General features: G+C 51.6%; 18 protein-coding genes and 1 riboswitch. Of the genes, 6 read left to right on the plus strand and 12 right to left on the minus strand.

Annotated elements, in window-relative coordinates; translation table 11 throughout:
* Positions 1 to 104: 104 nt before the first annotated feature.
* Positions 105 to 1,199, minus strand: a complete 1,095-nt coding sequence (locus HMPREF2572_RS10205) for an FAD-dependent oxidoreductase (protein ID WP_070498329.1) — start codon at positions 1,197 to 1,199, stop codon at positions 105 to 107.
* Positions 1,200 to 1,305: 106 nt separating this feature from the next.
* A riboswitch (TPP riboswitch) is annotated at positions 1,306 to 1,415 on the minus strand.
* A gap of 343 nt (positions 1,416 to 1,758) precedes the next feature.
* On the opposite strand from HMPREF2572_RS10205, the gene HMPREF2572_RS10210 reads away from it, so the two are divergent.
* Positions 1,759 to 2,502 (plus strand): PP2C family protein-serine/threonine phosphatase, encoded by a 744-nt coding sequence (locus HMPREF2572_RS10210; protein WP_070498333.1) that lies wholly within the window; start codon positions 1,759 to 1,761, stop codon positions 2,500 to 2,502.
* Positions 2,503 to 2,593: 91 nt separating this feature from the next.
* Here HMPREF2572_RS10210 and HMPREF2572_RS10215 read toward each other — a convergent pair whose 3' ends face one another.
* The 7 genes from HMPREF2572_RS10215 to HMPREF2572_RS10245 form a co-directional block, all read right to left on the minus strand.
* The gene (locus HMPREF2572_RS10215; protein ID WP_070498336.1) at positions 2,594 to 3,001 is read right to left on the minus strand and encodes a hypothetical protein; all 408 of its coding nucleotides are present in this window, start codon (positions 2,999 to 3,001) and stop codon (positions 2,594 to 2,596) included.
* Positions 3,002 to 3,174: 173 nt separating this feature from the next.
* Positions 3,175 to 4,080, minus strand: a complete 906-nt coding sequence (locus HMPREF2572_RS10220) for a hypothetical protein (RefSeq protein WP_070498386.1) — start codon at positions 4,078 to 4,080, stop codon at positions 3,175 to 3,177.
* 405 nt (positions 4,081 to 4,485) lie between these two features.
* Positions 4,486 to 7,053 carry a DUF4132 domain-containing protein gene (locus HMPREF2572_RS10225; protein ID WP_070498338.1) on the minus strand — a complete coding sequence of 856 codons (2,568 nt, stop codon included), beginning with the start codon at positions 7,051 to 7,053 and terminating at the stop codon, positions 4,486 to 4,488.
* Positions 7,054 to 7,199: 146 nt separating this feature from the next.
* On the minus strand, positions 7,200 to 7,616 hold the full coding sequence (locus HMPREF2572_RS10230; protein ID WP_246827806.1) for a hypothetical protein: 417 nt from the start codon (positions 7,614 to 7,616) through the stop codon (positions 7,200 to 7,202).
* 300 nt (positions 7,617 to 7,916) lie between these two features.
* Positions 7,917 to 8,585 (minus strand): DNA alkylation repair protein, encoded by a 669-nt coding sequence (locus tag HMPREF2572_RS10235; protein WP_070498341.1) that lies wholly within the window; start codon positions 8,583 to 8,585, stop codon positions 7,917 to 7,919.
* 227 nt (positions 8,586 to 8,812) lie between these two features.
* Positions 8,813 to 9,958, minus strand: a complete 1,146-nt coding sequence (locus HMPREF2572_RS10240) for an FUSC family protein (protein WP_070498344.1) — start codon at positions 9,956 to 9,958, stop codon at positions 8,813 to 8,815.
* A gap of 250 nt (positions 9,959 to 10,208) precedes the next feature.
* Positions 10,209 to 11,636: an alanine/glycine:cation symporter family protein gene (locus HMPREF2572_RS10245; protein ID WP_070498347.1), complete on the minus strand. Its 1,428-nt coding sequence runs from the start codon at positions 11,634 to 11,636 to the stop codon at positions 10,209 to 10,211.
* 402 nt (positions 11,637 to 12,038) lie between these two features.
* Here HMPREF2572_RS10245 and HMPREF2572_RS10250 point away from each other — a divergent pair, with 402 nt between their 5' ends.
* From HMPREF2572_RS10250 to HMPREF2572_RS10260, 3 genes are all read left to right on the plus strand, one after another.
* On the plus strand, positions 12,039 to 12,692 hold the full coding sequence (locus HMPREF2572_RS10250) for a hypothetical protein (RefSeq protein ID WP_070498350.1): 654 nt from the start codon (positions 12,039 to 12,041) through the stop codon (positions 12,690 to 12,692).
* 336 nt (positions 12,693 to 13,028) lie between these two features.
* Positions 13,029 to 13,601 carry a TMEM165/GDT1 family protein gene (locus HMPREF2572_RS10255; RefSeq protein ID WP_070498352.1) on the plus strand — a complete coding sequence of 191 codons (573 nt, stop codon included), beginning with the start codon at positions 13,029 to 13,031 and terminating at the stop codon, positions 13,599 to 13,601.
* A 10-nt stretch (positions 13,602 to 13,611) separates the two neighbouring features.
* The gene (locus tag HMPREF2572_RS10260; protein ID WP_070498354.1) at positions 13,612 to 14,232 is read left to right on the plus strand and encodes a TIGR01621 family pseudouridine synthase; all 621 of its coding nucleotides are present in this window, start codon (positions 13,612 to 13,614) and stop codon (positions 14,230 to 14,232) included.
* Positions 14,233 to 14,620: 388 nt separating this feature from the next.
* Here HMPREF2572_RS10260 and argA read toward each other — a convergent pair whose 3' ends face one another.
* The 3 genes from argA to pyrE form a co-directional block, all read right to left on the minus strand.
* Complete coding sequence (argA, locus tag HMPREF2572_RS10265; protein ID WP_070498357.1) at positions 14,621 to 15,928, minus strand: amino-acid N-acetyltransferase; 1,308 nt, start codon at positions 15,926 to 15,928, stop codon at positions 14,621 to 14,623.
* Entirely contained in the window at positions 15,925 to 16,389 is a 465-nt protein-coding gene (locus HMPREF2572_RS10270; RefSeq protein ID WP_003767447.1) for an MJ0042-type zinc finger domain-containing protein, read from the minus strand. The genes argA and HMPREF2572_RS10270 overlap by 4 nt, the downstream gene beginning before the upstream one ends.
* A 111-nt stretch (positions 16,390 to 16,500) precedes the next feature.
* A complete protein-coding gene (gene pyrE, locus HMPREF2572_RS10275) occupies positions 16,501 to 17,142 on the minus strand; it encodes an orotate phosphoribosyltransferase (RefSeq protein ID WP_003741470.1) in 642 nt (213 codons plus the stop codon).
* A gap of 304 nt (positions 17,143 to 17,446) precedes the next feature.
* Here pyrE and HMPREF2572_RS15140 point away from each other — a divergent pair, with 304 nt between their 5' ends.
* A complete protein-coding gene (locus HMPREF2572_RS15140; protein WP_246827807.1) occupies positions 17,447 to 18,304 on the plus strand; it encodes a transferrin-binding protein-like solute binding protein in 858 nt (285 codons plus the stop codon).
* Between the two features lie 355 nt (positions 18,305 to 18,659).
* Here HMPREF2572_RS15140 and HMPREF2572_RS10285 read toward each other — a convergent pair whose 3' ends face one another.
* A complete protein-coding gene (locus tag HMPREF2572_RS10285) occupies positions 18,660 to 19,421 on the minus strand; it encodes a DUF561 domain-containing protein (RefSeq protein WP_070498363.1) in 762 nt (253 codons plus the stop codon).
* Between the two features lie 441 nt (positions 19,422 to 19,862).
* Between HMPREF2572_RS10285 and HMPREF2572_RS10290 the strand changes: the two genes are divergently transcribed.
* Positions 19,863 to 20,813: a CysB family HTH-type transcriptional regulator gene (locus HMPREF2572_RS10290; protein WP_003759222.1), complete on the plus strand. Its 951-nt coding sequence runs from the start codon at positions 19,863 to 19,865 to the stop codon at positions 20,811 to 20,813.
* Positions 20,814 to 20,894 lie beyond the last annotated feature (81 nt).

Raw genomic sequence — 20,894 nt, forward strand, 5'->3', positions numbered from 1 at the left:
GTCCTGATTTAAATTTAATCCACTATATATTCATACAGGCTGGTGTCGGGGTGTGCCGATTTGCGGTAAAACCTATGCCGCGGCGTTTTCAGACGACCTCAAACTTATTTTTCAATATACGCCAAACCGCTTTCTTCATCACGTTCGGGCGCGTCTTTTCCGTCAAACAGTGCCACTGCCAATCTGACGGCGGCGGCGGTTACGGCGGGGGAAATCATGAAGCCGTGACGGAAAAGGCCGTTGATTTCAATCAGGCGTCGGGCGCGGCTGTAACGGATTTCGGGGTTGTGGTGGTTGAGCGTGGGGCGTAGGCCGGTGGCGATTTCGAGGATGTCGGCTTCGCCGAAGGCGGGGTGGACGGCATAGAGTGCGGATAAAAGTTCCAACCCGGAACGCACGCTGGCGGGGGCTTGGCTTTCGCTTTCGATTTGGGTCGCGCCGATGACGAAGATGTGGTTTTCTTTCGGGGCGATGTAGAGCGGATAACGCGGATGGAGCAGGCGCACGGGGCGGTTGAGCGTGATTTCGGGCGTATAAACCCGCGCCACTTCGCCGCGTATGCCGCGCAAGGTGCTGGTGTGTTCGGGGGATTGGTTCCACGCGGTTTTTGCACCGTAACCGCGGCAGTCGATCAGCCAGTCGTATTGGGCTTGCAGGTCTTCGGGGGCGCATTCGTGTTCCCAATGGCAAGGGACGTTCAGCCCGTCCAAAGCGTCGGCAAGTGCAGACAAGATTTGCCGTCCGTCGAGTTGGCCTTCGGTCGGCAGGTAGAGGCCGTCTGAAAAACGTCCTGCGAGCTGTGGTTCGCGTTCGGCGATATCGTCGGCGCGCCAACGGACGATTTCGTCATCCACTACGCCGCCGCGTTTGAGGTGGCGGACGAACTCGCTAGATAAAGGTTTGTCCTGCCCGTGCCACACGATCAGGCTGCCGTTTTCCTGCATCATGGTCGGCGTTTTCAGACGACCTCGGATGTTGTGCCACAGCGGAACACTCTGCCTGCCCAGTTTGATGACTTCAGGCGTGGCTTCGACCGCCTCCGAAGCCGGTGCGAGCATGGCGGCGGCAACATAAGCGGCGGCGTGTTCGCCTTTGCGCCCCCCTTTTTCAAAGAGGGCAACCGATAAACCTTGTTCTGCAAGTTGTAAGGCAGTCAGACGGCCGCAAAGGCCGCCGCCGAGAATGGCGATACGGGGCATGGTGGATTCCTTTGTAGTATGGTGCAATCGGGAAGTCGAAAGATAAGACGGAAGCGGAATCCACCGAATGGCGGGAAATGCGGGAAAGGGAACGGAAGCCTTTTCAGGCGTTTGACAGCTTGTTTCCTACGCAGGCATTACCCCGACAGGTTCTACGGATTCCGCTGGCGCGGTCTCAGCTGTTTGCGGGAACAAGCAGCACTCCGACAAGAAGTTTCCAGTTTACATAAAATCGATTGCTTTGGCAAAGTCAGGTCGTCTGAAAAATGGGTTTCTGTATTTTCAGACGACCTGTTGCCAGACGTTTGGGCCGGTTGGGGAAATGGCGTTAGGGAGAAGCGCATCGGCATTATTGATATATACTGTCGCCAATGAACAAGGGGCTTTGCGTTGAAATCCGTTTTTGCGAAAAGCGCCGAAGTAGGTTTATTTATAGTGGATTAAATTAAATCAGGACAAGGCGACGAAGCCGCAGACCAGATAGTACGGAAAGGCGAGGCAGCGCCGTACTGGTTTAAGTTAATCCACTATAAATCAGGATTGGATTGTCAGGATTACCATGTTTCAGCTTGCCTATTTTCAAATGGTCGGTGCCGGTAAAGCACGCAATCAGGATGCCTTGTTTGACGGCACGGCGGTGCGTCAGGTCAGGCTGCACAAAACCCGTGTATCCGAGGCGGAAGATACCGTGCGGCTGGCAGTGGCCGACGGCGTATCCAGCAGCCCTGCCGCGCATCTTGCCAGCCGGTTTTGGTTGGACGCCTTCGTGCGCGAGGGCGATGCGGAAGGGCGTTTCCTGCGAAGGTTGCACGGCAGCTTCTGCGACACGCTTGCCGAGGAATATTTCGGCTCGTCCTCGACTTTCGCTTCGGCAGTCGTCGAGGCGGACGGTTTGTGCCGCATCTGCAATGTCGGCGACAGCCGCGTTTACCATATATCGGCAGAGGGGCGTTGGCGGCAGGTAAGCCATGACCACACTGTGTTGGCGGATTTAATTGAGCAGGGGGAAGCGCGGGCAGATACGGAATACGCCGATATGTACTATGCTTTGGCGCACTGCCTGATAGCGGATGACGAAGAAACCCATTTTAAAATTTTTACCGATTCTTTGACCTTGCAAAGAGGCGAGGCAGTTTTGGTTTGTTCTGACGGTCTACACGATGCGCTACCTCATGAACGCTTGGAAGCATTATGGAACGTCTCCCCGTCTTTGCTAGATAAGTTGGAAGCCTTACGCCGAGCAGTAAAAAGAGTTCCCTATCATGACGATTGTTCGGCAGCGGTATGTCTGCGGCAAGGATAGGAAACCAATCCTAGAATTGTTATGCAGTTTCTTGAGAACATTTCAAAGGATTGGGGTAAAGGGTCGTCTGAAAAGGGATGCTTAGACCAATTTACATATAACGCATCACATATTTCAACCATCTCATCAACGCCGCCAGCAGTATGCCGATCGACAATCCCACCAAGGCTGCCTGCCACGTCCATTTGATCAGTAGCGCGCTGACCAAACCGCCGATTGCGCCGCACAGATATTTGTCGCGCCGTTTGAATTCCGTCGTCTGCTCGGCTAAATCTTCTTCGATAAAACAAATTGCGAAGAGTGTAGCCAATGCCAGACAGAAGCCGATAATAGGGAGCCAAGGTGTATCAATGTGACCAAGGACTTTATCCAGAATCATATCTCCGCCGTACATCAGTCCGAGAACAGTGGCGATAACCAGCAATATCACATAGCCCGCCATGTTGCCGGTGACGAGCCAGTCAAGAATTCGTTCGCATAGTTTTTTGAGAAACTTCATGGGGTTTGTCGTTGGGGTGGATGGGAAAGTAACTTATGTTCTATTTGGGTTAGTCTGAACGCAGTAAAAATATCTTTTGTCGATTACAGCCTGCATTTGATACGAGTAAGTGCTTCAAGGTCAAAATACTCACGATAAACGCAGAAGGTAAGACTAATAGTCGTAAGTTCTTTTTACCACTCGCGGTATTCATCAGTGATATCTACATTATCTTTTAAGTCTAAACCTGTTTTGCGAATGAGTGTATTGAGCCACTCGCAAAGCTCCTCACGCTCCATTGTTTCTATGAGTCCGTATTTATTATTAATTTTATTGATAGTCTTTACCAATTTACCCATAGAGTTATAAACAGTAGTCGCATTTTTCTTTCGTACTGCCTCACAAAGTGTTTGTATATATTCCGTAAGGGCTGTTTCTACGGCTGTAATACTCTCTTCTGAAAACATATCATCACCCTCAGCCATACGCTGGCGCCATTGAGGGATAGGAATTTCAGAGAGAAAAGCTTGTATTTCAGGAATACGATTTGGGTCTATGTTTTTGTTTTGTGATTTGAGGAGGGCTTTTAGTCGGATGCGCTCTTTTTCATAGAGTTCTAATTTGAATAATCTCAGACAGCTTAGTTGTTCCTTAGGGTTCAGAGCCACTAACAAGCGAAATTCTTCAAATAAAACGTGATAAGCAGAGCCATAATTAGTCACTGTTTTACCCGTAAGTTTCTTGCCTATTTTCTGGACAATGGTTGTTTTATCATCGCCAATGTTCAATCCAAAAGGCAGGCTTATATCAGAAATTTTTCCATCCGGCGCATTCTCGGACTCAATGGTAATTTCATGCAAAATCAGTTGGTCTTTTGCTTTGTTGTAACTGCCAATAGGCTCCCCATAAATGGGTACATACCTCACATAGCCTGTGAATACGGTATAAATGGTCTTTTCTTCATTATTGACATGCACCCAAAACAAGTTGCCATAAGCATCATAGTTTGGCAAAGGGTTTTGAGGCAAATGATATTGTGCAAAAAATTCTTTTATTTCGGGAGAATGAATAGGTCGACCCAATAAATCTTGTAATTCCATAATCATTTAGTTCTTTCTAAAAATTCACTTTATTTTATGGTTTCCATACTTCGCCTTTTTCGTTCTGTTTCAAGCCGTATATCTTATCTTTCCCATCTGCATCAAATTTGGGCAGGTATTCTTCTCTGAACCACTCCAATGCCTGCCCTGCAATATCTCTTGGATAAAGGCGGTCAATTTTGAACTGCCTTTTTCAGACGACCTTCGGCAGCATATATTTAACAAGCGCAGGTCGGCTCAAACCGCAACAAAACGGTCAAACATTCCTGAAATATTGGGTTTGAACCCAACCTATGCCTTGTGTTCTCGCCGTAGGGCGGGCATGTGCTGCCTACGCGTCCTGTGTTCCAAAACAGCCTGAAACCGCAAGGATGGAGGCATTTGCGTTTTTCAGGCTGTCCCAATTTACCGCTGAATCTGTGAGGTAATCGTGCTGTCGGTAATCTTGTCGTCTTCCGCCAGCAGCATGGCTTTGGAGAGGACTACCGAGAGCGTGTTGTCGCCCTCAAACGGGATAAACAGCTTGTCGGATGCATCTTTTTTGCGGCTGTCGGGTACGATGCAGAGGTATTGGTCGTCCGGCAGCATCAGGATGTTGCTGCTGCCGATGTGGATTTTGTAGGTACGCAGCTTGCCCTGCACGACGAGGAAGTTGCCGTCTATGTGGGCAACCTTGGCGATTTTCAGGCGCGGCAGCAGGGTTTCCAGCACGGCTTTGCGGGTTTTGGCGACTTCGCCCAAATCGCCGAAGGAATAGCTCTGCCAGTAGCTGTAAAAACGCGCCTCTCCGCCGTTGTCTTCCCAAGTCGGGTCGTTGCCTACGCTCGCCACGCCCACAAACAAATCGACGTCGCGCAACACTTCGGAAAACACGCGCGGCGGAATATCAATTAAGTCCAGCGCGGTGGCATTGTAACCGTCGTCCAACCGGTGAAAGCGCACTTGGTCGGTGCTGACATACTGCCAGATGCCACTTTCCGTCCATGCTTCTTCGCTGTCCACTGCGTTTGCCCAAAATTGGGCGAGCAGGTTGTATTCAGGCAATTCCAACGAGACGGTTGCGTCGTCGCCGCCGTCCCACGCGCCTGCCAGCGAGCCTCTCCAGCCGCGCCCCTTGGCAAGCGTCATGTATTGGTGTTGTTTCAGGATGTGGGCGGCAAAGCGGTTGCTGTATGTTTTGGTGTTGATTTCGGCTTCTGTGAGCAGATAGATTTCACGATATGCCTGTTTCAGCGGCTGGCGGATTTCTTTGTCCAACAGCAGTTGACGCCACTGGGCGATGCTTTGCTGCGTGGCAAGCGCGGGATGCCACAAGCTGATTTGCAGGCAGTCTGAAACATCGGTTTGCGCGCCCGTTTCGTCCACCCATGTTCCGTCCAACCACAATGCAGCGCGACCCTGCGTATCGTTTTCGTCGCGGAAAAACTGCCATATTAGCGGGCGCGTGAGGCAGGACATCAGTCCGTGTTGCCAGTAATACTGTTCGGCGTGTTCCAGCGGTACGCGGTGTTCGGAGCGCATCATTTGGTCCAAGCGGTCGCGTTGGGCGGTGAGCGTGGTGTTGAGGTTTTTTTGTGTGGCTTTGAGCTTTTTCAGTTTGTCGGCATGGTCGGTTTTCACGAAGGCGGGTACGGTTTTCTGCGGCGAGCCGTCGGGTTTGAACCAGCGCAGTTCGGACTTGCCTACGCCCGTTACCGTCAGACGGCAGGTGTAGCCGCCGAAGTCGTAGTCACGGCAGCCTTCCTGCAAGCCGAAGCTGTCCACCGCCATGTCTTCGATTTCGTTGCGGGATACGCCCCGCTGCGCAGCGGCTTCGTCCAAATATTTGGCAATCGCGCTTTGCACGTTGCTGAACTTAATCCGCAGGCGCAGGCGTGAAAGGCAGGCGATGCCGTCCAGCCCTTTGGAGCGGAACAGCGCGTAGAAGCAGGCGTTGCCCATAGCAGCATAGCGCGCGCCGAGATTGGGGATTTTGTCGTATGAATGCAGCGCAAGCTGGGTAAGAGCGGACAGGGTGGCGCTGTCGTGGAAATGGCTGCACATCCACACCAGCCCTTTGAGCACGGTCTGGTTGATGCTGCAAACGGGCAGGACATGGGTGTCGTAGTTGTATGAGCCGCCTCTGTATTCGTGGGTAAAGGTTTCAATACGTACTTCTTCATTACCGTAGACAAATTCTATCCAGCCGTGCAGCATCTTTTTGAACCTGTCCGCCCCCAGAGTGTCAATCAGCGTTTTGGCTTCTTTCAGGTATTTTTCGCTTGGCTTGCCCGCATTGGCGGATAGGGCAAGCGCAATGATCTTGCTCCATACGTCCTGCTGTTCCGGTGGCAGCGCGGCAAGCTGCGGATTGGCGTATTGGGCAAGCTCGTCGTCTTGGGCGGGGAAGCAGGCTTCAGCAGAACCGCCTGCCAGTTCCGCCAGAGCGGCAAGGTTGGCGGTAGCGGCTTTCTTGTCCCACAGGTGTTCCGCAAAGATGCGGTAACGGTCGCAGGCGTTTTTCAGGCATTCCGAAAGCGTTTCGCTCGGATTGGGAAACTGTTTTTTGATTTGGTTGATCAGATATTTGAGCGGATAGTCATCTGCCTGTCGTTCGGACAGCCCGTTGTCGTCCAGCATGGCGGCAAAAATGCGCTGCACATCCTGCTCTGTCATCGGCAGCGTTTTGCGCGCTAGAGCCATCGCCACCGCCGCACGGGTGGTGCCGTAATTGTGTATCCTGTCACTGCCTTTGTTGTTAAAAACTTTATTTCGCCCCCAGCCGCGTATCAAATCAATGCAGTGGATCAGGAAATCGACGCGGTATTTGGGCGCGGCTTTCTCCACTTCGGCAAAGCTGGGGCAGAGTTTCAGATTTATCGTGTCGTATTCGTTCAAACATTTTTGGCGCCATTCCTTTTGCAGTACGTCGAGAAGCTGATTGAACTCGGCACGGCGACTGTCGGAAATCTGCACGGTTTGGTTTTGGGTCATGGGACTTTCCTTGCGTATCAATGTGTTGGTTATTTTGCGGTAAAGACGAACAACGTCGGTAAGGGTTTTCTTGTCCGCACTATTCAGGCTGTATCGGGTGGTTTCGGCAAAGGCACGGTAGCGTTGCGCGGCGGTTTTCAGGCTGCCTATCCGCCCACCAGCGGCGTGAGTTTGATGAAATTGACGACCAGTCCGTCATGCAGGTACACCATGTCGTCCAGCGTTTCCAGTTGGCGGTTGTCGGCAAGGATGAAAAACGCGTTCTGCTCAAAAGCTTTCAGAGCAACGGCGATTTGCTTTTCCGCGTCCACGTGCTGCGGATTTGCGCCCTTTTTGCTGCGCGGTTCCTGAATCACGATGTCGCCGCGATTGGTGGGGATAACGAGGCTGTGGCGCAGCAGGGCATCAGCGGCACGGTCGTTATAGGCGGCGACTTCCTGCCGCACGCGTTCGGCAATCAGCTCCGCCGCGCTGATGTGGTTGGTTCGGAACTTCAAAAACAGCTCGTGCAGCACTTTGCCGGCGAGGTTTTGATCTTGGATGGTGATGGTAGCTGCAATCATGGATAACTCCTCGAAACAGAAAACAGATGAATCATACTGTTTTTTGAGTGTTTCAGGCAGTCAGAAACAAAGCATCCTGCACTTTGATGGTGGTAAGTGCAGGATGCTATTTACATTTTATAGTGGATTAAATTTAAACCAGTACGGCGTTGCCTCGCCTTGCCGTACTATTTGTACTGTCTGCGGCTTCGTCGCCTTGTCCTGATGTACTATCTGCGGCTTCGTCGCCTTGTCCTGATTTAAAGTTAATCCACTATAGTTATGTAGAAACTTTGTTTAACCTCGTTGACGCCCACGTTTTCAGACGACCTTTGGCGGCAGGTATTTCCCTGCTTCGCGCAGGCTGAGTTTGGACATTTTGTGCCGGTGGCGGTCGATAAAGTCTTGTACCCATGCGGGGTTGGTTTTGCTGTAATCGCGCAATGCCCAGCCGATGGCTTTGTTGATGAAAAATTCTGTTTGCCCCAGATTGTTGCAGATGATTTTTTCCAGTAATGCGGTGTCGGTGTGCTGTTTGCGGAGCAGTTGGTGGTCGATGGCAACGCGGCGCAGCCAGATGTTGTCGTCGGTACTCCATGCCAATAGGACGGTGTTGACTTCGGGGTGTTGCAGGGCGATGTTGCCGACAATGCGGTCGAGTACGTCGGAGCTGTCCCACCATGATTTTTCGGTAATCAGCATTTGCAAACGCGGGATGTCTTGCGGGGTCAGGTGCTGCTGCATTTTTTTCAGATATTCGAGCGCGGCGTATTGCAGTTCGCGGTGCGGGTCATCCCAGCAGCGGCGCACGAAATCCCAATCAACCGGCTGTTTGGCGGCGTCTTTGAAAAACGGGCGGCACAGGCGGGCAAGTTCGGGTTTGCCGATGCCAAAATAGACGAAACGGTGTTTCATGTATGCCTGCATCGGCACGGCGCGTTCGGGGTTGGCGTGTTGTTGCAGGACGGCGAGCAGGGCGGGGTAGTCCATACGATTTTCCTTTTTGAAGGAGATGGCAGGGTTCGGGGTCGTCTGAAAACTTGGTTTTTGTATTGCTTTCTTTTTAACTCTTCTTTTTTAGCCGTTTTGGCTTTTTTAGCTGTGTTTCCCTCTTGAATGCAGGTGCAGAGTTTCTCGAAAAATCTTGGCGGGTTGTCTGGCTGAATCTGTTTTTGGTTTTCTGTTTATGCTGCGGGTTTTTTTGAAAGGGCTGGTTTTCAGACGACCTCTTCTTCCAAATCGCCCTCGCGGGTTTCGCGCAGGTGTTCGAGCAGGCGTTGGAGTTCGTGTTTGTCCAGCCACTTGCGGCGGCTGCGTTGCAGGAGGATGACGAGTGCGGAGATTTCGTTGCGCATATTGGTGCTGAGCCAGAGGAAGCCTTGCCATTCGTAATGGAGGCGGGCGGCGAGTTTGCCCAGCTCGGGATTAATGGAGGTGTCGATGCGGATGCGGCGGGCGTAGTGGCCTTTGATGAGGCGGACGGTCAGGCGCAGGTCGCGTTGGAGGCGGTTGAAATGGCGGTCGAGCAGGCGGATTTCGTGTTCGTTGAGGGTAGGGGCTTGCAGCTTGGCGGCGGTGGTGAGGAGCAGCTCGGTGGTGTTGACGATTTTGCGATGGGCGTGCTGCATGGCTTCCATCATGGCGGAGCTGATGTGGCTTTCGCCCGAGGTGGCGGCGAGGTGGCTGCGGCTTTTGACCATGCGGGCGTTGATTTGGCGCATTTTCACCATGTTTTGCTCCAGCCGCTCGCGGGTCATGCGTTTGCCGTTGCTGATTTCGGCAATCATTTTGCCGCATTCGGTCAGGTTGTCAGCAAGCATGAACCGCCACATGAGCGTGGAACGCAAGGGCAATAGTTTGGCGGCGGCGATGGCGATGGCGGCGCCGATGAGGACGTTCATGGCGCGCATGAGACCGCTGTCGAGCCAGTTGTTGCTGTTGTCGCCGATGAGCATGCACATGGTCAGTCCGGCAAGCATGGGGACGTAACCATTTTTGCCGACCGCCGCCCAACCTGCTGCTGCGCTGGCGGTGCCGACGGTCAGGTAGAAGAGAATGCCGCCGTGGAAGTAGTGCTGGTTGAGCCACAATACGGTCAGACCCGCGCCCAAACCGATGACTGTGCCGAGCATGCGTTCGACGGCTTTGGAGTAAATCGCGCCTTGAAATTGGAGCATGCCGAGTACGACGAACACAGTCATGCCTATCCATTCGCCGTGTTGGAGATGGAGGAGTTTGGCGAGCAGGGTGGAGAACAGTACGGCAAGTCCGAGCCGGACGGCATGTATGAGGCGGCGGTAGCGGTAGCGTTCGTAGGAGTCGAGCCAGCGTTTGACGAAGCGTTCGCGTTGTGAGGCGTTCATGATTGGGGCTATCTTGTTGAGATTTTTGGGTTTATCGGGCGGTATTGTAACGGGAATCGATAGGGAGATACAGGCTTCTGAAATAAAGGTTTTGCGGGCAGGGTAGTGCAGATTGGTTTGGTGCATTGGTGCGTCAGAAGATAAAGCTAAGATCGAGCCGTCATTGCATTAAATATTTTCGGTAAAAAGCAAAAGGTCGTCTGAAACGCTACATGGTGTTTCAGACGACCTTTTAAACCGGGCTATGGCTTTACCAAATATCGGATTTGATTTTGCGTTTCAAACCCGGATGTTCGGACAGTTTGAAGACAGGGTCTTTGCCCATTTTCAGTTTCGACGTGTAGTCCCTCAACAGCAGGAAGGCAAGCGGAGAGAGGAGCAGGATGGCGACCAGGTTAATCCATGCCATCGTACCCATCGCCATATCCGCCATATCCCAAACCAGCGGCACGTTGGCAACTGCGCCGAAATATACCCAGCCCAAAACGAGCATACGGAACAGGGCAGTCAACAGCCAATGGTTTTTGATGAACTGCACATTGGATTCGGCATAGGCATAGTTGCCGATGACGGTAGAGAAGGCAAACATAAACAGAATGATTGCCAAGAAGTCTGCGCCCCATGCGCCGACTTGGCTGATAATCGCTGCTTGGGTCAGCTCTGCGCCGCTCAAATCGCCGTAAGGTTGTTGGTACACCAAAACGATAAACGCCGTGCAGGAACATACAATAATCGTATCGACGAATACGCCCAGCATTTGAATCATACCTTGGGAAACAGGGTGTTTGACTTCGGCGGCCGCGGCGGCGTTAGGCGCAGAACCTTGACCTGCCTCATTGGAATACAGACCACGTTTGATACCGATCATCATGGTTTGCGAAATCAAACCGCCGAGCAGGCCGCCGCCGGCAGCTTTAAAGTTGAACGCGCTGTCAAAAATCTGACCGAAGACATGAGGAATCAGGCTGATGTTGGTGATGATGATGTAGAGCGCCATCAGCAGATATAAAGTCGCCATCAGCGGAACAAGCATTTCGGCAAAGCGGGAAACGCGGCGGATACCGCCGAAAATAATCGGCGCAGTCATGATGACCAGTGCGACGCCGACCGCATGTTCGTCCCAGCCCCATGCGGCTTTGGCGGTTACGGCGATGGTGTTGGTTTGAACGGCTTCATAAACGAATCCGAAGCAAAAAATCAGGCTCAATGCAAATACGATACCCAACCATTTCTGACCCAAACCTTGGGTAATATAGTAAGCAGGACCGCCGCGGAAATGATGGTTGTCGTAATCGCGGATTTTGAACAACTGCGCCAGCGAAGATTCGACAAACGCCGAGCTCATACCGATCAATGCGGTTACCCACATCCAGAATACCGCGCCCGGTCCGCCGCTGCTGATGGCAATCGCTACACCCGCGATATTGCCCACGCCTACGCGGCTGGCAAGTCCGGTAACGAAAGCCTGAAACGGCGTAATACCGTGCGGGTCATCGCCTTGTTTGCGGCCGCCGAGCATCTCTTTGATACTGCGTCCGAGCAGGCGGAATTGTACGAAACCGGTGGCAACCGTGAAAAACAGCCCTGCACCCAACAGGACATACACCAGCCCTGTCCACATCGGATCATTGATTTTCTGAACCAATTGGTGCAGCGATTCGGTAAAGTTGTTATCCATAAAATCCTTTCTGAATTTGAATGACGGACGGTTTGCCGCCGTTCGGAAGTAGTGCATTGTAACAGACTGTCAACAAATTGAAAAAGTTTTATATCGGCGTGAAATAATGTATCTAATTGATTGATATTCAACAATTAAAACCCTTGATCAGGGACGGATTAGGCCGGATCCGCTTTCCTGTGCGAAGCGGGCAAATGCCTGAAAGAGGTCGTCTGAAAACGGGTTGAGCCTGCCTAGGAACCAGGTGCAAAGTGCCGTATATTTCCCAACTGTTACCGCTTGTTATTCAATTGCGCCGAAAAATACGGTTTACGTTAGAATGCCATCCGAAATTCCGGCTGTATGGCGATAAACGCGGCAGTCCGGTTTCAGACGACCTTTGTGCCACAAACAGGAAAATCTATGCATGCTACGATTCAAAGCCGTTTCGCGCCGATTTTATACGTCGTAATATTTTTTGCAGGCTTTCTGACCGCCTGCCTTTGGTTTAACCCCCAAGACTACCTTGCTGATTTGGCGCCCGTTGTTACTGCGGTTTCCGCCGTTGCGCTGGTGTGGTTGGCATGGACGGCGGTGTCGGTCATCGCGCGGAAAAAGAACGAATGGCTGCGCAGGGAAAAATTGATACAGCAGGAAAAAGTCCATCCTGTTTTGCATGCTTCCCTTCAAAGCGTGGAAGAGCATCCGGAGATGCTGGCATTGACTATCCGCAACCACGGCAAAGGCATGGCGAAAAACATCCGCCTGCAAGTGTCGTCCGTGTCCGATAAAGCGGCAGAACGCGCTGTCGTTGATGCAGTGGGCAAATTGGTTATCGTTGGCGACGGCTTGGATATGCTGGCTTCGGGAGAAGTATACGGCAGCGTGTTTGGCGATATCCGCGAGCTGTCGGCAAGTTTGCCGGAGAAAAAATTCGGCGGCATCATGAAGCTTGTTATGACTTATTGCAATGTGTTCGGCGAAACCTGTACGTCCGAAACATCTTTGGACTTGAGCCTGCTCAACGCGGTGGAGCTCTCTGAAGCCGAACACAAACCCAGCAAGTTATTGTATTGATGCTGACTGAACTTGACTTCAAAGGTCGTCTGAAACGCATTTTGTGAAGCAGGTAAAAATAGCTTCTGGAAAATGAACGCCGTTTCAGACGACCTTTATGATTGTCTTTGCGCGCCAACCTCTTTATAATGCGCACACTCTTACGGGAGTAGCCATCTGATGTTTGCTAACCATCAGAGCCGTTATCAACATAATTGACTGAGTTCGACCAAAATTGGTCATGGTGGCGGCATCTTCCTGACAACTGGAAGACAGGCAAGACGTAAGCGTTGTCCATACCCTTGCGGGCGGTATGTGCAACGCTTTTTGTTTTTGCCCGCTTCGGTTGAGTATCTTATGGAAGCATTTTTCTCTTCAATGTTGGGCGTTGCCATTGCCGAAATCGGCGATAAAACGCAACTGCTCGCTCTTTTCCTTGCCGCACGTTTCGCCCAGAAAAATGCGGTCTTCTCCGGCATCTTCATTGCCACTTTACTGAATCATTTGGTCTCCGCATTTGTCGGCGTATGGCTGGCGGAAGCCATTTCTCCTGAGGCCGTCAAATGGGTCGTCGGCATCAGCTTCATCGCGGTCGGCTTGTGGCTGCTCTTGCCCGATAAAGATGAAAACCCCGACAGCCGCTGGCTCAAATACGGCGCGTTCGGAGCGACGGTTTTCCTGTTTTTCATGGCGGAAATCGGCGATAAAACCCAAATCGCAACGGTCTTGCTGGCGGCAAAATACCAATCCTTATCCATGGTCGTACTCGGCAGCGTTGCCGGATTGATGTTGGCAACCGTTCCCGTGGTTTATCTAGGCGATATGCTGATGAAAAAAATCCACGCCAAAGCCGTGCGGATTTCCGCCTGCGTACTGTTTTGCATATTGGGCGCCATCACTTTGGCAGGCGGCGGCATTATGTTGAAATAGGTCGTCTGAAATGTGGGAAATCTTATTTAGGCATACGGATTTTGTCGCCGTCAACAAACCTTGCGGCGTATCCGTACATCAGGAAGAGGGTGACGTCAGCCTGACGCAGACGCTGGCGGCGCAGCTCGGCCTTGAGCAGGTTTGGTTGCTGCACCGACTGGACAAGCTGACCAGCGGCGTGCTGCTGTTTGCCCTGAACCCGCAAAGCGCGTCGGAGTTGGCGCAGCAATTTGCCGCCAAAACCATGCGTAAAACCTATTTGGCGCTGGCAACGGACAAGCCGTCTAAGAAACAGGGTTGGATCAAAGGCGATATGGAAAAATCGCGGCGTGGCGCATGGAAACTGATGCGCAGTATGGAAAATCCCGCCGTGACCGAGTTTAACAGCCAAAGCCTAGAACCCGGTCTGCGCTTGTTTGTCCTGCATCCGCACACGGGCAAAACCCACCAACTTCGTGTCGCCATGAAAAGTTTGGGAAGTCCGATTTTGGGCGATACGCTCTACGGCGGGAAGCCTGCATCGAGGATGTTCCTTCATGCGTGGAAAATCAAATTCGACTATCAAGGTCAGACGTTTGAAATTGTTGCGCCTTTGAGTGAGGAATGGCCGTTTAGGAATATAGTGGATTAACTTTAAACCAGTACGGCGTTGCTTCGCCTTAGCTCAAAGAGAACGATTCTCTAAGGTGCTTAAAGCACCAAGTGAATCGGTTCCGTACTATCTGTACTATCTGCGGCTTCATCGCCTTGTCCTGATGTACTATCTGCGGCTTCGTCGCCTTGTCCTGATTTAAAGTTATCCACTATATCGATTTTTTGTGAACATCAAGCCGCCTGAAAACCTGTGGCAACAGCGTTTTCTTTTGAGTTTTTCAAAACGTAAGCCTGACGGTTTGTCGTCTTCTCTTCATGAAAGAGGGCGGCAAGCCGTCAGGCTTATTTTTTCAGTCATGTTTGATGTTTGGGTGCGTTAAACAAGGTCGTCGGCAGTTTCAGACGACCTTGGGTTTGAATCCCGCTTAAGCCAACTCTCGGACGAACACTTGCGAATTGCGGCCGTTGGCGAGGTAGTCGCGGCGGCGTTCTTCGGGTAATGCGTCGGGAGAGCTCGTCTGAAAACCGCGTTCGGCAAACCATTCGCCTGTGTGGGTGGAGAGGGCGAACAGGCGGCGGATGCCCATGGCGCGGGCTTTTTGGAAGAGGTGGTCAAGCAGCATTTCGCCGTAGCCGCCGTCGCGGGCTTCGGGAGAAACGACGAGGCAGGCGAGTTCGCCGATTTCGGGGTTGTCGAAAGTTTTGAGGGCGACGCAGCCGTAGATGTTGCGGTCGTGTTCGAGGACGGAGAAGCCGGAGATGTGGTTTTCGAGATATTCGCGGCTGCGGTGCAACAGGATGCCTTGCTCTTCCAGCGGGCGTATCAGGGCGATGATGCGGGGGATGTCGCGGCTGTGGGCTTGGCGGATGGAGACGAAGGAATCGCGGGCGATGGCGGTGCCGCAGCCTTCGCGGGTAAAGAGTTCGCGCAAAAGTCCGCCGTCTTCGCGTCCGCTAAGGATTTGAACGCGGCTGACGCCGTTTTCGACGGCGTTGACGGCGGCTTGGAGCAGGCGTACGGGGACGTTGTTTGCGGTTTCTATCAGGTGGCGGACTTCGCCTGAGGACAGGGTGGACATGAGGACGCCGTCGGCGTTGCAAATGCCGGCTTCTTCGGTCAGGTACACGAGTTTTTCGGCTTGAAGGGCGACGGCGACGGCTTCGGCGGCTTCGCTCATGCTGAGGTTGAAGGTTTTGCCGCCGTAGGAGTGTCCGAGCGGGCTGATGAGGACGATGGCGCCGTCGTCGAGGCGGCGGTTGATGGAGTCGGTGTCGGTTTTGCGGACGATGCCGGTGTAGCCCATGTCGATGCCGTCAATGACACCGAGCGGACGGGCGGTGAGGAAATTGCCCGAAGCGGTGGGAATCGGTTTGTTGCGCAAGGGGGCGGATGCGCTGCTGCACAGGGCGGCTTCGATGTCGCTGCGTATCATGCCGACCGCCTGCTTGGCGTCGCGCAGGGTGGCATCGTCGGTAATGCGGCGGTTGCGGTGGTATTGCGGAACGAATTGTCTGTCGGCGGCGAGGCGGTTGAGGAAATGGCGCGTGCCGTGTACCAACACGAGGCGCACGCCCAAGCCGGCAAGCAGGTGGAAATCGGCGGCAAGACGGTTCAGGGTGTCGCCTTCGAGCAGGCTGTCGGTGATGCCGATAACCAGTGTTTTGCCGCGCAGGTAGTGGATATAGGGCGCGGCTTCGCGAAAATCGGCGACAAAGCCCGGAGATGTGTTCATAGCAAGACCAGATAGAAAAGCTGCATGATGAGGACGGTCAGCGCGACCAGTACCGCCAGCGTCCAGTTGAAGCCTTCTTCGGATTTGGCGGGTTTGGCAGCGGCTGCCGCCATCAGGGCTTGGAATTCTTCAGTCCGACGTTTTTCATCTTCGGCTCGCCGTGCCGCCTCTTCTTTGGCTTTTTTGGCGCGTTCGGCGCTGTCGAGCAGGCTGGCGATTTCGTGGCGGGAGAGTTGTTTGCGGTTGCGGATGTTGCCGCCCATGTCGTGTACGAGACGGACGTCGGTAACGGCGTTGGGCAGTGTGTCGGGATTGGCGGGTGCGGAAGACGGCGCCAGGCTGTCTTTGGCTTTGAACAGGCCTTCGCATTTATTGCAAACGACAAAGCCTTGTGCGACGTTGAGCTGGGTGTCTTTGACCCAAAGTGAGGTTTTGCAGTGTGGGCAGATACAGGCGGGCATAGGGGTTTTCCGTGTAAAGTGTGGGATGTGTTGTTTTAATGTGTGTTTGATTGGGTTGGGTCGTCTGAAAAGGGATTGTCCGTCTTCAGACGACCTTTTGTTTATCGGATTTTAGGCAACGCCGTAGCGTTCGCGGTAGGCTCTGACCGGCTCGAGGAAGCCGCCGAATTCCGCATTGTTTTGCAGGAGCGTGAACAAGTCGTTCAGATTGGCAATGGCAACGACGGGCAAGCCGTATTGTTTTTCCACTTCCTGAACGGCGGACAATTCGCCCGTGCCTTTTTCCATGCGGTCGAGCGCGATGGCGACGGCGGCGGGCGTTGCGCCTTCCGCCTCAATCAGTTTGACCGATTCGCGCACAGATGTTCCCGCAGAAATCACGTCGTCGATAATCAATACGCGACCTTTGAGCGGCGCACCGACCAACACACCGCCTTCGCCGTGGTCTTTCGCTTCTTTGCGGTTGTAGGCAAACGGCACGTTCACGCCTTTTTCCGCCAGCATCATCGCCGTCGCCGCCGCCAAAATAATGCCTTTGTAAGCCGGGCCGAACAGCATGTCGAATTTCACGCCGCTCTCAATAATCGCCTGCGCGTAAAACTTTGCCAGTTGCAGCGTCGATGCGCCGTCGTTAAACAGTCCGGCGTTGAAGAAATAAGGCGACTGACGGCCTGCCTTGGTCGTAAATTCACCGAATTTCAATACATTCTGCGCCAGCGCAAACTTGAGGAAATCTTGACGGAAATCGGACATTTTGCTTCTTTCGAAAGATATTGATTTATAAAGGAAGAGATTATAAAGGATTCATGAGGAAAATGCAGGTCATCTGAAAAAGTGGGTTGATTTGATGCGTTTCCTGCCAATAAATTGTTAACTTGGTTATAATTTAGTTATATTTTGTTTGTAAATTTACTTGAATTAACCATTACATATGGGTCGGCTTATCTTTTTAGTATAAAATGTCTAAGTCATTGATTCAGGTGCATCGCAAGCACAATCAAGACTTGTTCCCGAATACAGCAACTTCGAGATTCAATTTAAAAAAGGATGATACGACATGAAAAAAGTACTTGCATTGATTTGTACAGCAACTTTGGCTGCCTGCGGAGGTGGGGGCGGCGGTGGAAATTCCACTCCTTCTTCACAATCTACGCCTAACGCAGGTCCAAGCAACTCACCAACGTCGCAGAAGCCTGCAACTCCTCCATCAACGACAACTCCTGCAAAACCTGAGACGGGTAAAACACCTACCACTCCTAAAACTTCTACGCCTCCTAAAACACCTACCGCTCCTAAAACTCCTGCTACTCCGGCAGTTCCTACCGCCGCACAGCAAACAGTTGGCGGTAACAGCATTGCCATCGATAATAGCAACATCAAACACATCCGCGTTGAGGGTGTGGATTTCGACTTGACCCAAAGCGGCGGTGTTTCTTTGAATAATTGGAAAGGCAAAGTCCCTGGTTTTATTTCAGGAATTGCATCCGGCGAGCCGAAATCCGTACAGAAATTCTTGGTCAACACTGCTTCAGCAAATGCTACTGCCGGCGTGTTGGAAGTTAACGGCAAAAAACAAGCTTTCTTCAGCGGACACTTTACGCCCGCAGCCGAGCTGCCTAAAGGGCAAGTTCATTACAACACCAGCGTTGCCTCTATGCATAGCGGCGCAAATTACAATATTACCCGCACAGAGTTGACTGCTAATTTTGACAGTAAAAAATTAACAGGTACTATCTCCCGTGATGCTGAATTTGGCGGCAACATTGCTGTTAATGCCCAAATTAGCGGTAACAAGTTTGACCAATCCGGTGCGGCCGAAGTCAAAGGCGGTTTCTTTGGCAAAAATGCAGCGGAAGTTGCAGGCGGATTCTCTAGCGGTAATACCGTAGGCGCATTCGTCGGCTCGAAGAAATAATCTTCTGGTAAACGGTATTGCAAATAAAGGTCGTCTGAAAACAGGTTTTCTGTTTTCAGACGACCTTTTACTTTGGTGCGCTTTTTAATTTTTTGTATTCGACTATTATCTGTGGCAAATGGTGGCGGTGATATATGGCGGGTTGATACCGAAATTCTCAGCTTCTATCGGATAGATTGATCGAGAAAAGAAGAGGTATAAAAGGATTCTTGAGGAAAATCTAGGTCGTCTGAAAGGGCAGATTGTGGCAAAGTGCAAAGAAAATAAATCTCGATTTTTCAGACGACCTTTGTATCAACGTTAATCCGACAAAATAAAAACCCCGCCGGGAAGCGGGGTTTCTGGGGTGTTTCGATTAAGGCTTAGCGTAGCCGTGTACGCCGTTGTATGGAGAAGGAATCCAGCCTTCATCCACTGCAGGACGCTCGCCTTGACCTTCAATTGTTTGACCCGGAGCAACTTGTTTGGTAACAACGCTGCGGATTTTCACGTCAACGCGACGATCAGGCTCGATACATGCGATCAGAGCAGAACGTTTTTTGGCTTTAGATACTTTTTTGCCCAGTCTTGAAACTTCGGCTTCACAAGTAGCAGTCATTTGAGCTTGAGATTCGCCCAAGCCGGCTGCGGAGATCTTGTTGGAAGGAACACCGCGGTTAACCAGGTAGTTGGCAACTACGTTGGCACGACGCTCAGACAGGTTTTGGTTGTACTCTTCAGAACCCATGAAGTCGGTGTGACCTTCAACACGTACGGTTTGTACGTTTGCGTTGCTCAGGCGTTGAGCCAGGCTGTTCAGGTTTTCTTGAGCTTCAGGACGCAGGATGTCTTTGTCGAAGCCGAACAAAGTTTTCGCAGACAGGGAAACAGTTTCGTCAACGTATTCGGGAGCTTGTTGAACTGCGGCTACCGCTTCGCGGTCACCACATTCGACACGACCTTGGGTTTCTTTGTCGAAGTAGCTGTTTTTCCAGCACTCGCCGTAGTTATTACGGACGATTTCTTGAGATTGGCTGCTTACGGTGTAGCCGTGTTTGGTGTGCGCTTCACTTGCCATTGCAGTGCCTGAAGCAACCAATGCAACGAACAATGCGCTTAATTTCAGCTGTTTGGTCATTTTATTCCCTCATCAAAATTGTTATGCGGCGGATACAGGAAGCAGCCGCAGCAAATTACCAATATACAGGCCGCAGCATAAAACAGCGGCAAATCGGATATATCAGTTTGCACTATAAAGAAGCATGGTGCAGACTGTCAATACTCGATGCCTTGATAAAAACATGAAACTGCTTGCCTCCTAATGGTGAATCATGCCTAAAAATCAAGCTTGTGTCATTTATTTATCAGGAAATTCGGGTCTGTTTCTATTTGCAGTTGCGGAAACGCAACAAGAGTTTGCGTGCTGTAAAGACGGTTTTCATAGTTTATATGTATAGTTTTATTGAAAACAAAAACTTCCCTGTGCGTTTTTTGGATGTCCGACAAATCCGGCAAAATATGTTAAATTATGTGCCGCTTGTCGTATAAAACATACAAACACAATACAACCGGACTACCTATGAAATTACAGCAATTGCGGTATGCGTTGGAGGTGTACCGCCATAATTTGAATGTATCTGAGGCTGCGGATGCGCTATTTACTTCGCAACCGGGTATTTCCAAGCAAATCCGCCTTTTGGAAGAAGAACTGGGGGTGCAGATCTTTATACGCAGCGGCAAGCGTGTGGTGTCTGTTTCCCAGCCGGGTAAGGCGGTGTTGGAAATTTCGGAACGGATTTTGCGCGATGTCCAAAATATTAAGAATATCGGCAGCGAGTTTACCGATCACGACAGCGGTGCTCTGACGATTGCGACGACGCATACGCAGGCACGCTATGCGCTGCCTTTGATTGTGGCGGATTTTGTGAAGCGTTATCCGAGGGTCAATCTGACGATCAAGCAGGGGAGTCCTGCTGCTATTGCGCAAATGGTCAGCAATGGCGAGGCGGATATTGCGATTGTGACGGAGCGGATTGACGATCATCCCGAACTGAGCAAGTTGACGTGTGATGAATGGAACCATGCGGTCATCGTGCCGAAAGAGCATCCTTTGTTGGAATGTATGAATCCTTTAAGTATTGAGGATTTGGCTTCGTTTCCTTTGATTACTTACGAATTTGCATTTAATCAGGGCAGCAGTATTGCGCGTGCTTTTAATAAGGCGCATTTGGATAATCCGGATGTGGTGTTGTCGGCAGCGGATACGGATGTCTTGAAGACTTATGTCCGACTGGGTCTTGGGGTCGGGTTGATGGCGAAGATGGCATTTGATCCGGAGAAGGATGCGGATTTGGAATTGGTCGATGCGGCGCATCTGTTTGAGCCTTCGCCCATTTGGATTGCAGTACGCTCGGATACTTATCTTCGCGGTTATACCTACGATTTTATCGAAATGTTCTCGCCGAAGCTGACGCGGGATGTGGTGGACCGTATTCTTTATACGCCAGTGGTCGAAGATTTCTCTATTTGATTTTGGATATGGCAAGAGGTCGTCTGAAAAGCAGAAATGTTTTTCAGACGACCTTTTTTAGTGCGGCTGATATTGGCCGGG

Source organism: Neisseria sp. HMSC064E01 (genome assembly GCF_001808875.1).
Lineage (GTDB): Bacteria > Pseudomonadota > Gammaproteobacteria > Burkholderiales > Neisseriaceae > Neisseria > Neisseria sicca_A.

Excerpts from the sequence above, each read along its gene's own strand:
- HMPREF2572_RS10215 (WP_070498336.1), bottom strand. The coding sequence starts at position 3,001 with ATGAAGTTTCTCAAAAAACTATGCGAACGAATTCTTGACTGGCTCGTC.
- HMPREF2572_RS10235 (WP_070498341.1), bottom strand. The coding sequence starts at position 8,585 with ATGGACTACCCCGCCCTGCTCGCCGTCCTGCAACAACACGCCAACCCC.
- HMPREF2572_RS10240 (WP_070498344.1), bottom strand. The coding sequence starts at position 9,958 with ATGAACGCCTCACAACGCGAACGCTTCGTCAAACGCTGGCTCGACTCC.
- argA (WP_070498357.1), bottom strand. The coding sequence starts at position 15,928 with ATGAACACATCTCCGGGCTTTGTCGCCGATTTTCGCGAAGCCGCGCCC.
- HMPREF2572_RS10285 (WP_070498363.1), bottom strand. The coding sequence starts at position 19,421 with ATGACCAAACAGCTGAAATTAAGCGCATTGTTCGTTGCATTGGTTGCT.
- HMPREF2572_RS10230 (WP_246827806.1), bottom strand. The coding sequence starts at position 7,616 with ATGATTGCAGCTACCATCACCATCCAAGATCAAAACCTCGCCGGCAAA.
- HMPREF2572_RS10270 (WP_003767447.1), bottom strand. The coding sequence starts at position 16,389 with ATGCCCGCCTGTATCTGCCCACACTGCAAAACCTCACTTTGGGTCAAA.
- HMPREF2572_RS10255 (WP_070498352.1), top strand. The coding sequence starts at position 13,029 with ATGGAAGCATTTTTCTCTTCAATGTTGGGCGTTGCCATTGCCGAAATC.
- HMPREF2572_RS10290 (WP_003759222.1), top strand. The coding sequence starts at position 19,863 with ATGAAATTACAGCAATTGCGGTATGCGTTGGAGGTGTACCGCCATAAT.
- HMPREF2572_RS15140 (WP_246827807.1), top strand. The coding sequence starts at position 17,447 with ATGAAAAAAGTACTTGCATTGATTTGTACAGCAACTTTGGCTGCCTGC.
- HMPREF2572_RS10260 (WP_070498354.1), top strand. The coding sequence starts at position 13,612 with ATGTGGGAAATCTTATTTAGGCATACGGATTTTGTCGCCGTCAACAAA.
- HMPREF2572_RS10245 (WP_070498347.1), bottom strand. The coding sequence starts at position 11,636 with ATGGATAACAACTTTACCGAATCGCTGCACCAATTGGTTCAGAAAATC.
- HMPREF2572_RS10210 (WP_070498333.1), top strand. The coding sequence starts at position 1,759 with ATGTTTCAGCTTGCCTATTTTCAAATGGTCGGTGCCGGTAAAGCACGC.
- HMPREF2572_RS10220 (WP_070498386.1), bottom strand. The coding sequence starts at position 4,080 with ATGGAATTACAAGATTTATTGGGTCGACCTATTCATTCTCCCGAAATA.
- pyrE (WP_003741470.1), bottom strand. The coding sequence starts at position 17,142 with ATGTCCGATTTCCGTCAAGATTTCCTCAAGTTTGCGCTGGCGCAGAAT.
- HMPREF2572_RS10205 (WP_070498329.1), bottom strand. The coding sequence starts at position 1,199 with ATGCCCCGTATCGCCATTCTCGGCGGCGGCCTTTGCGGCCGTCTGACT.
- HMPREF2572_RS10225 (WP_070498338.1), bottom strand. The coding sequence starts at position 7,053 with ATGACCCAAAACCAAACCGTGCAGATTTCCGACAGTCGCCGTGCCGAG.
- HMPREF2572_RS10250 (WP_070498350.1), top strand. The coding sequence starts at position 12,039 with ATGCATGCTACGATTCAAAGCCGTTTCGCGCCGATTTTATACGTCGTA.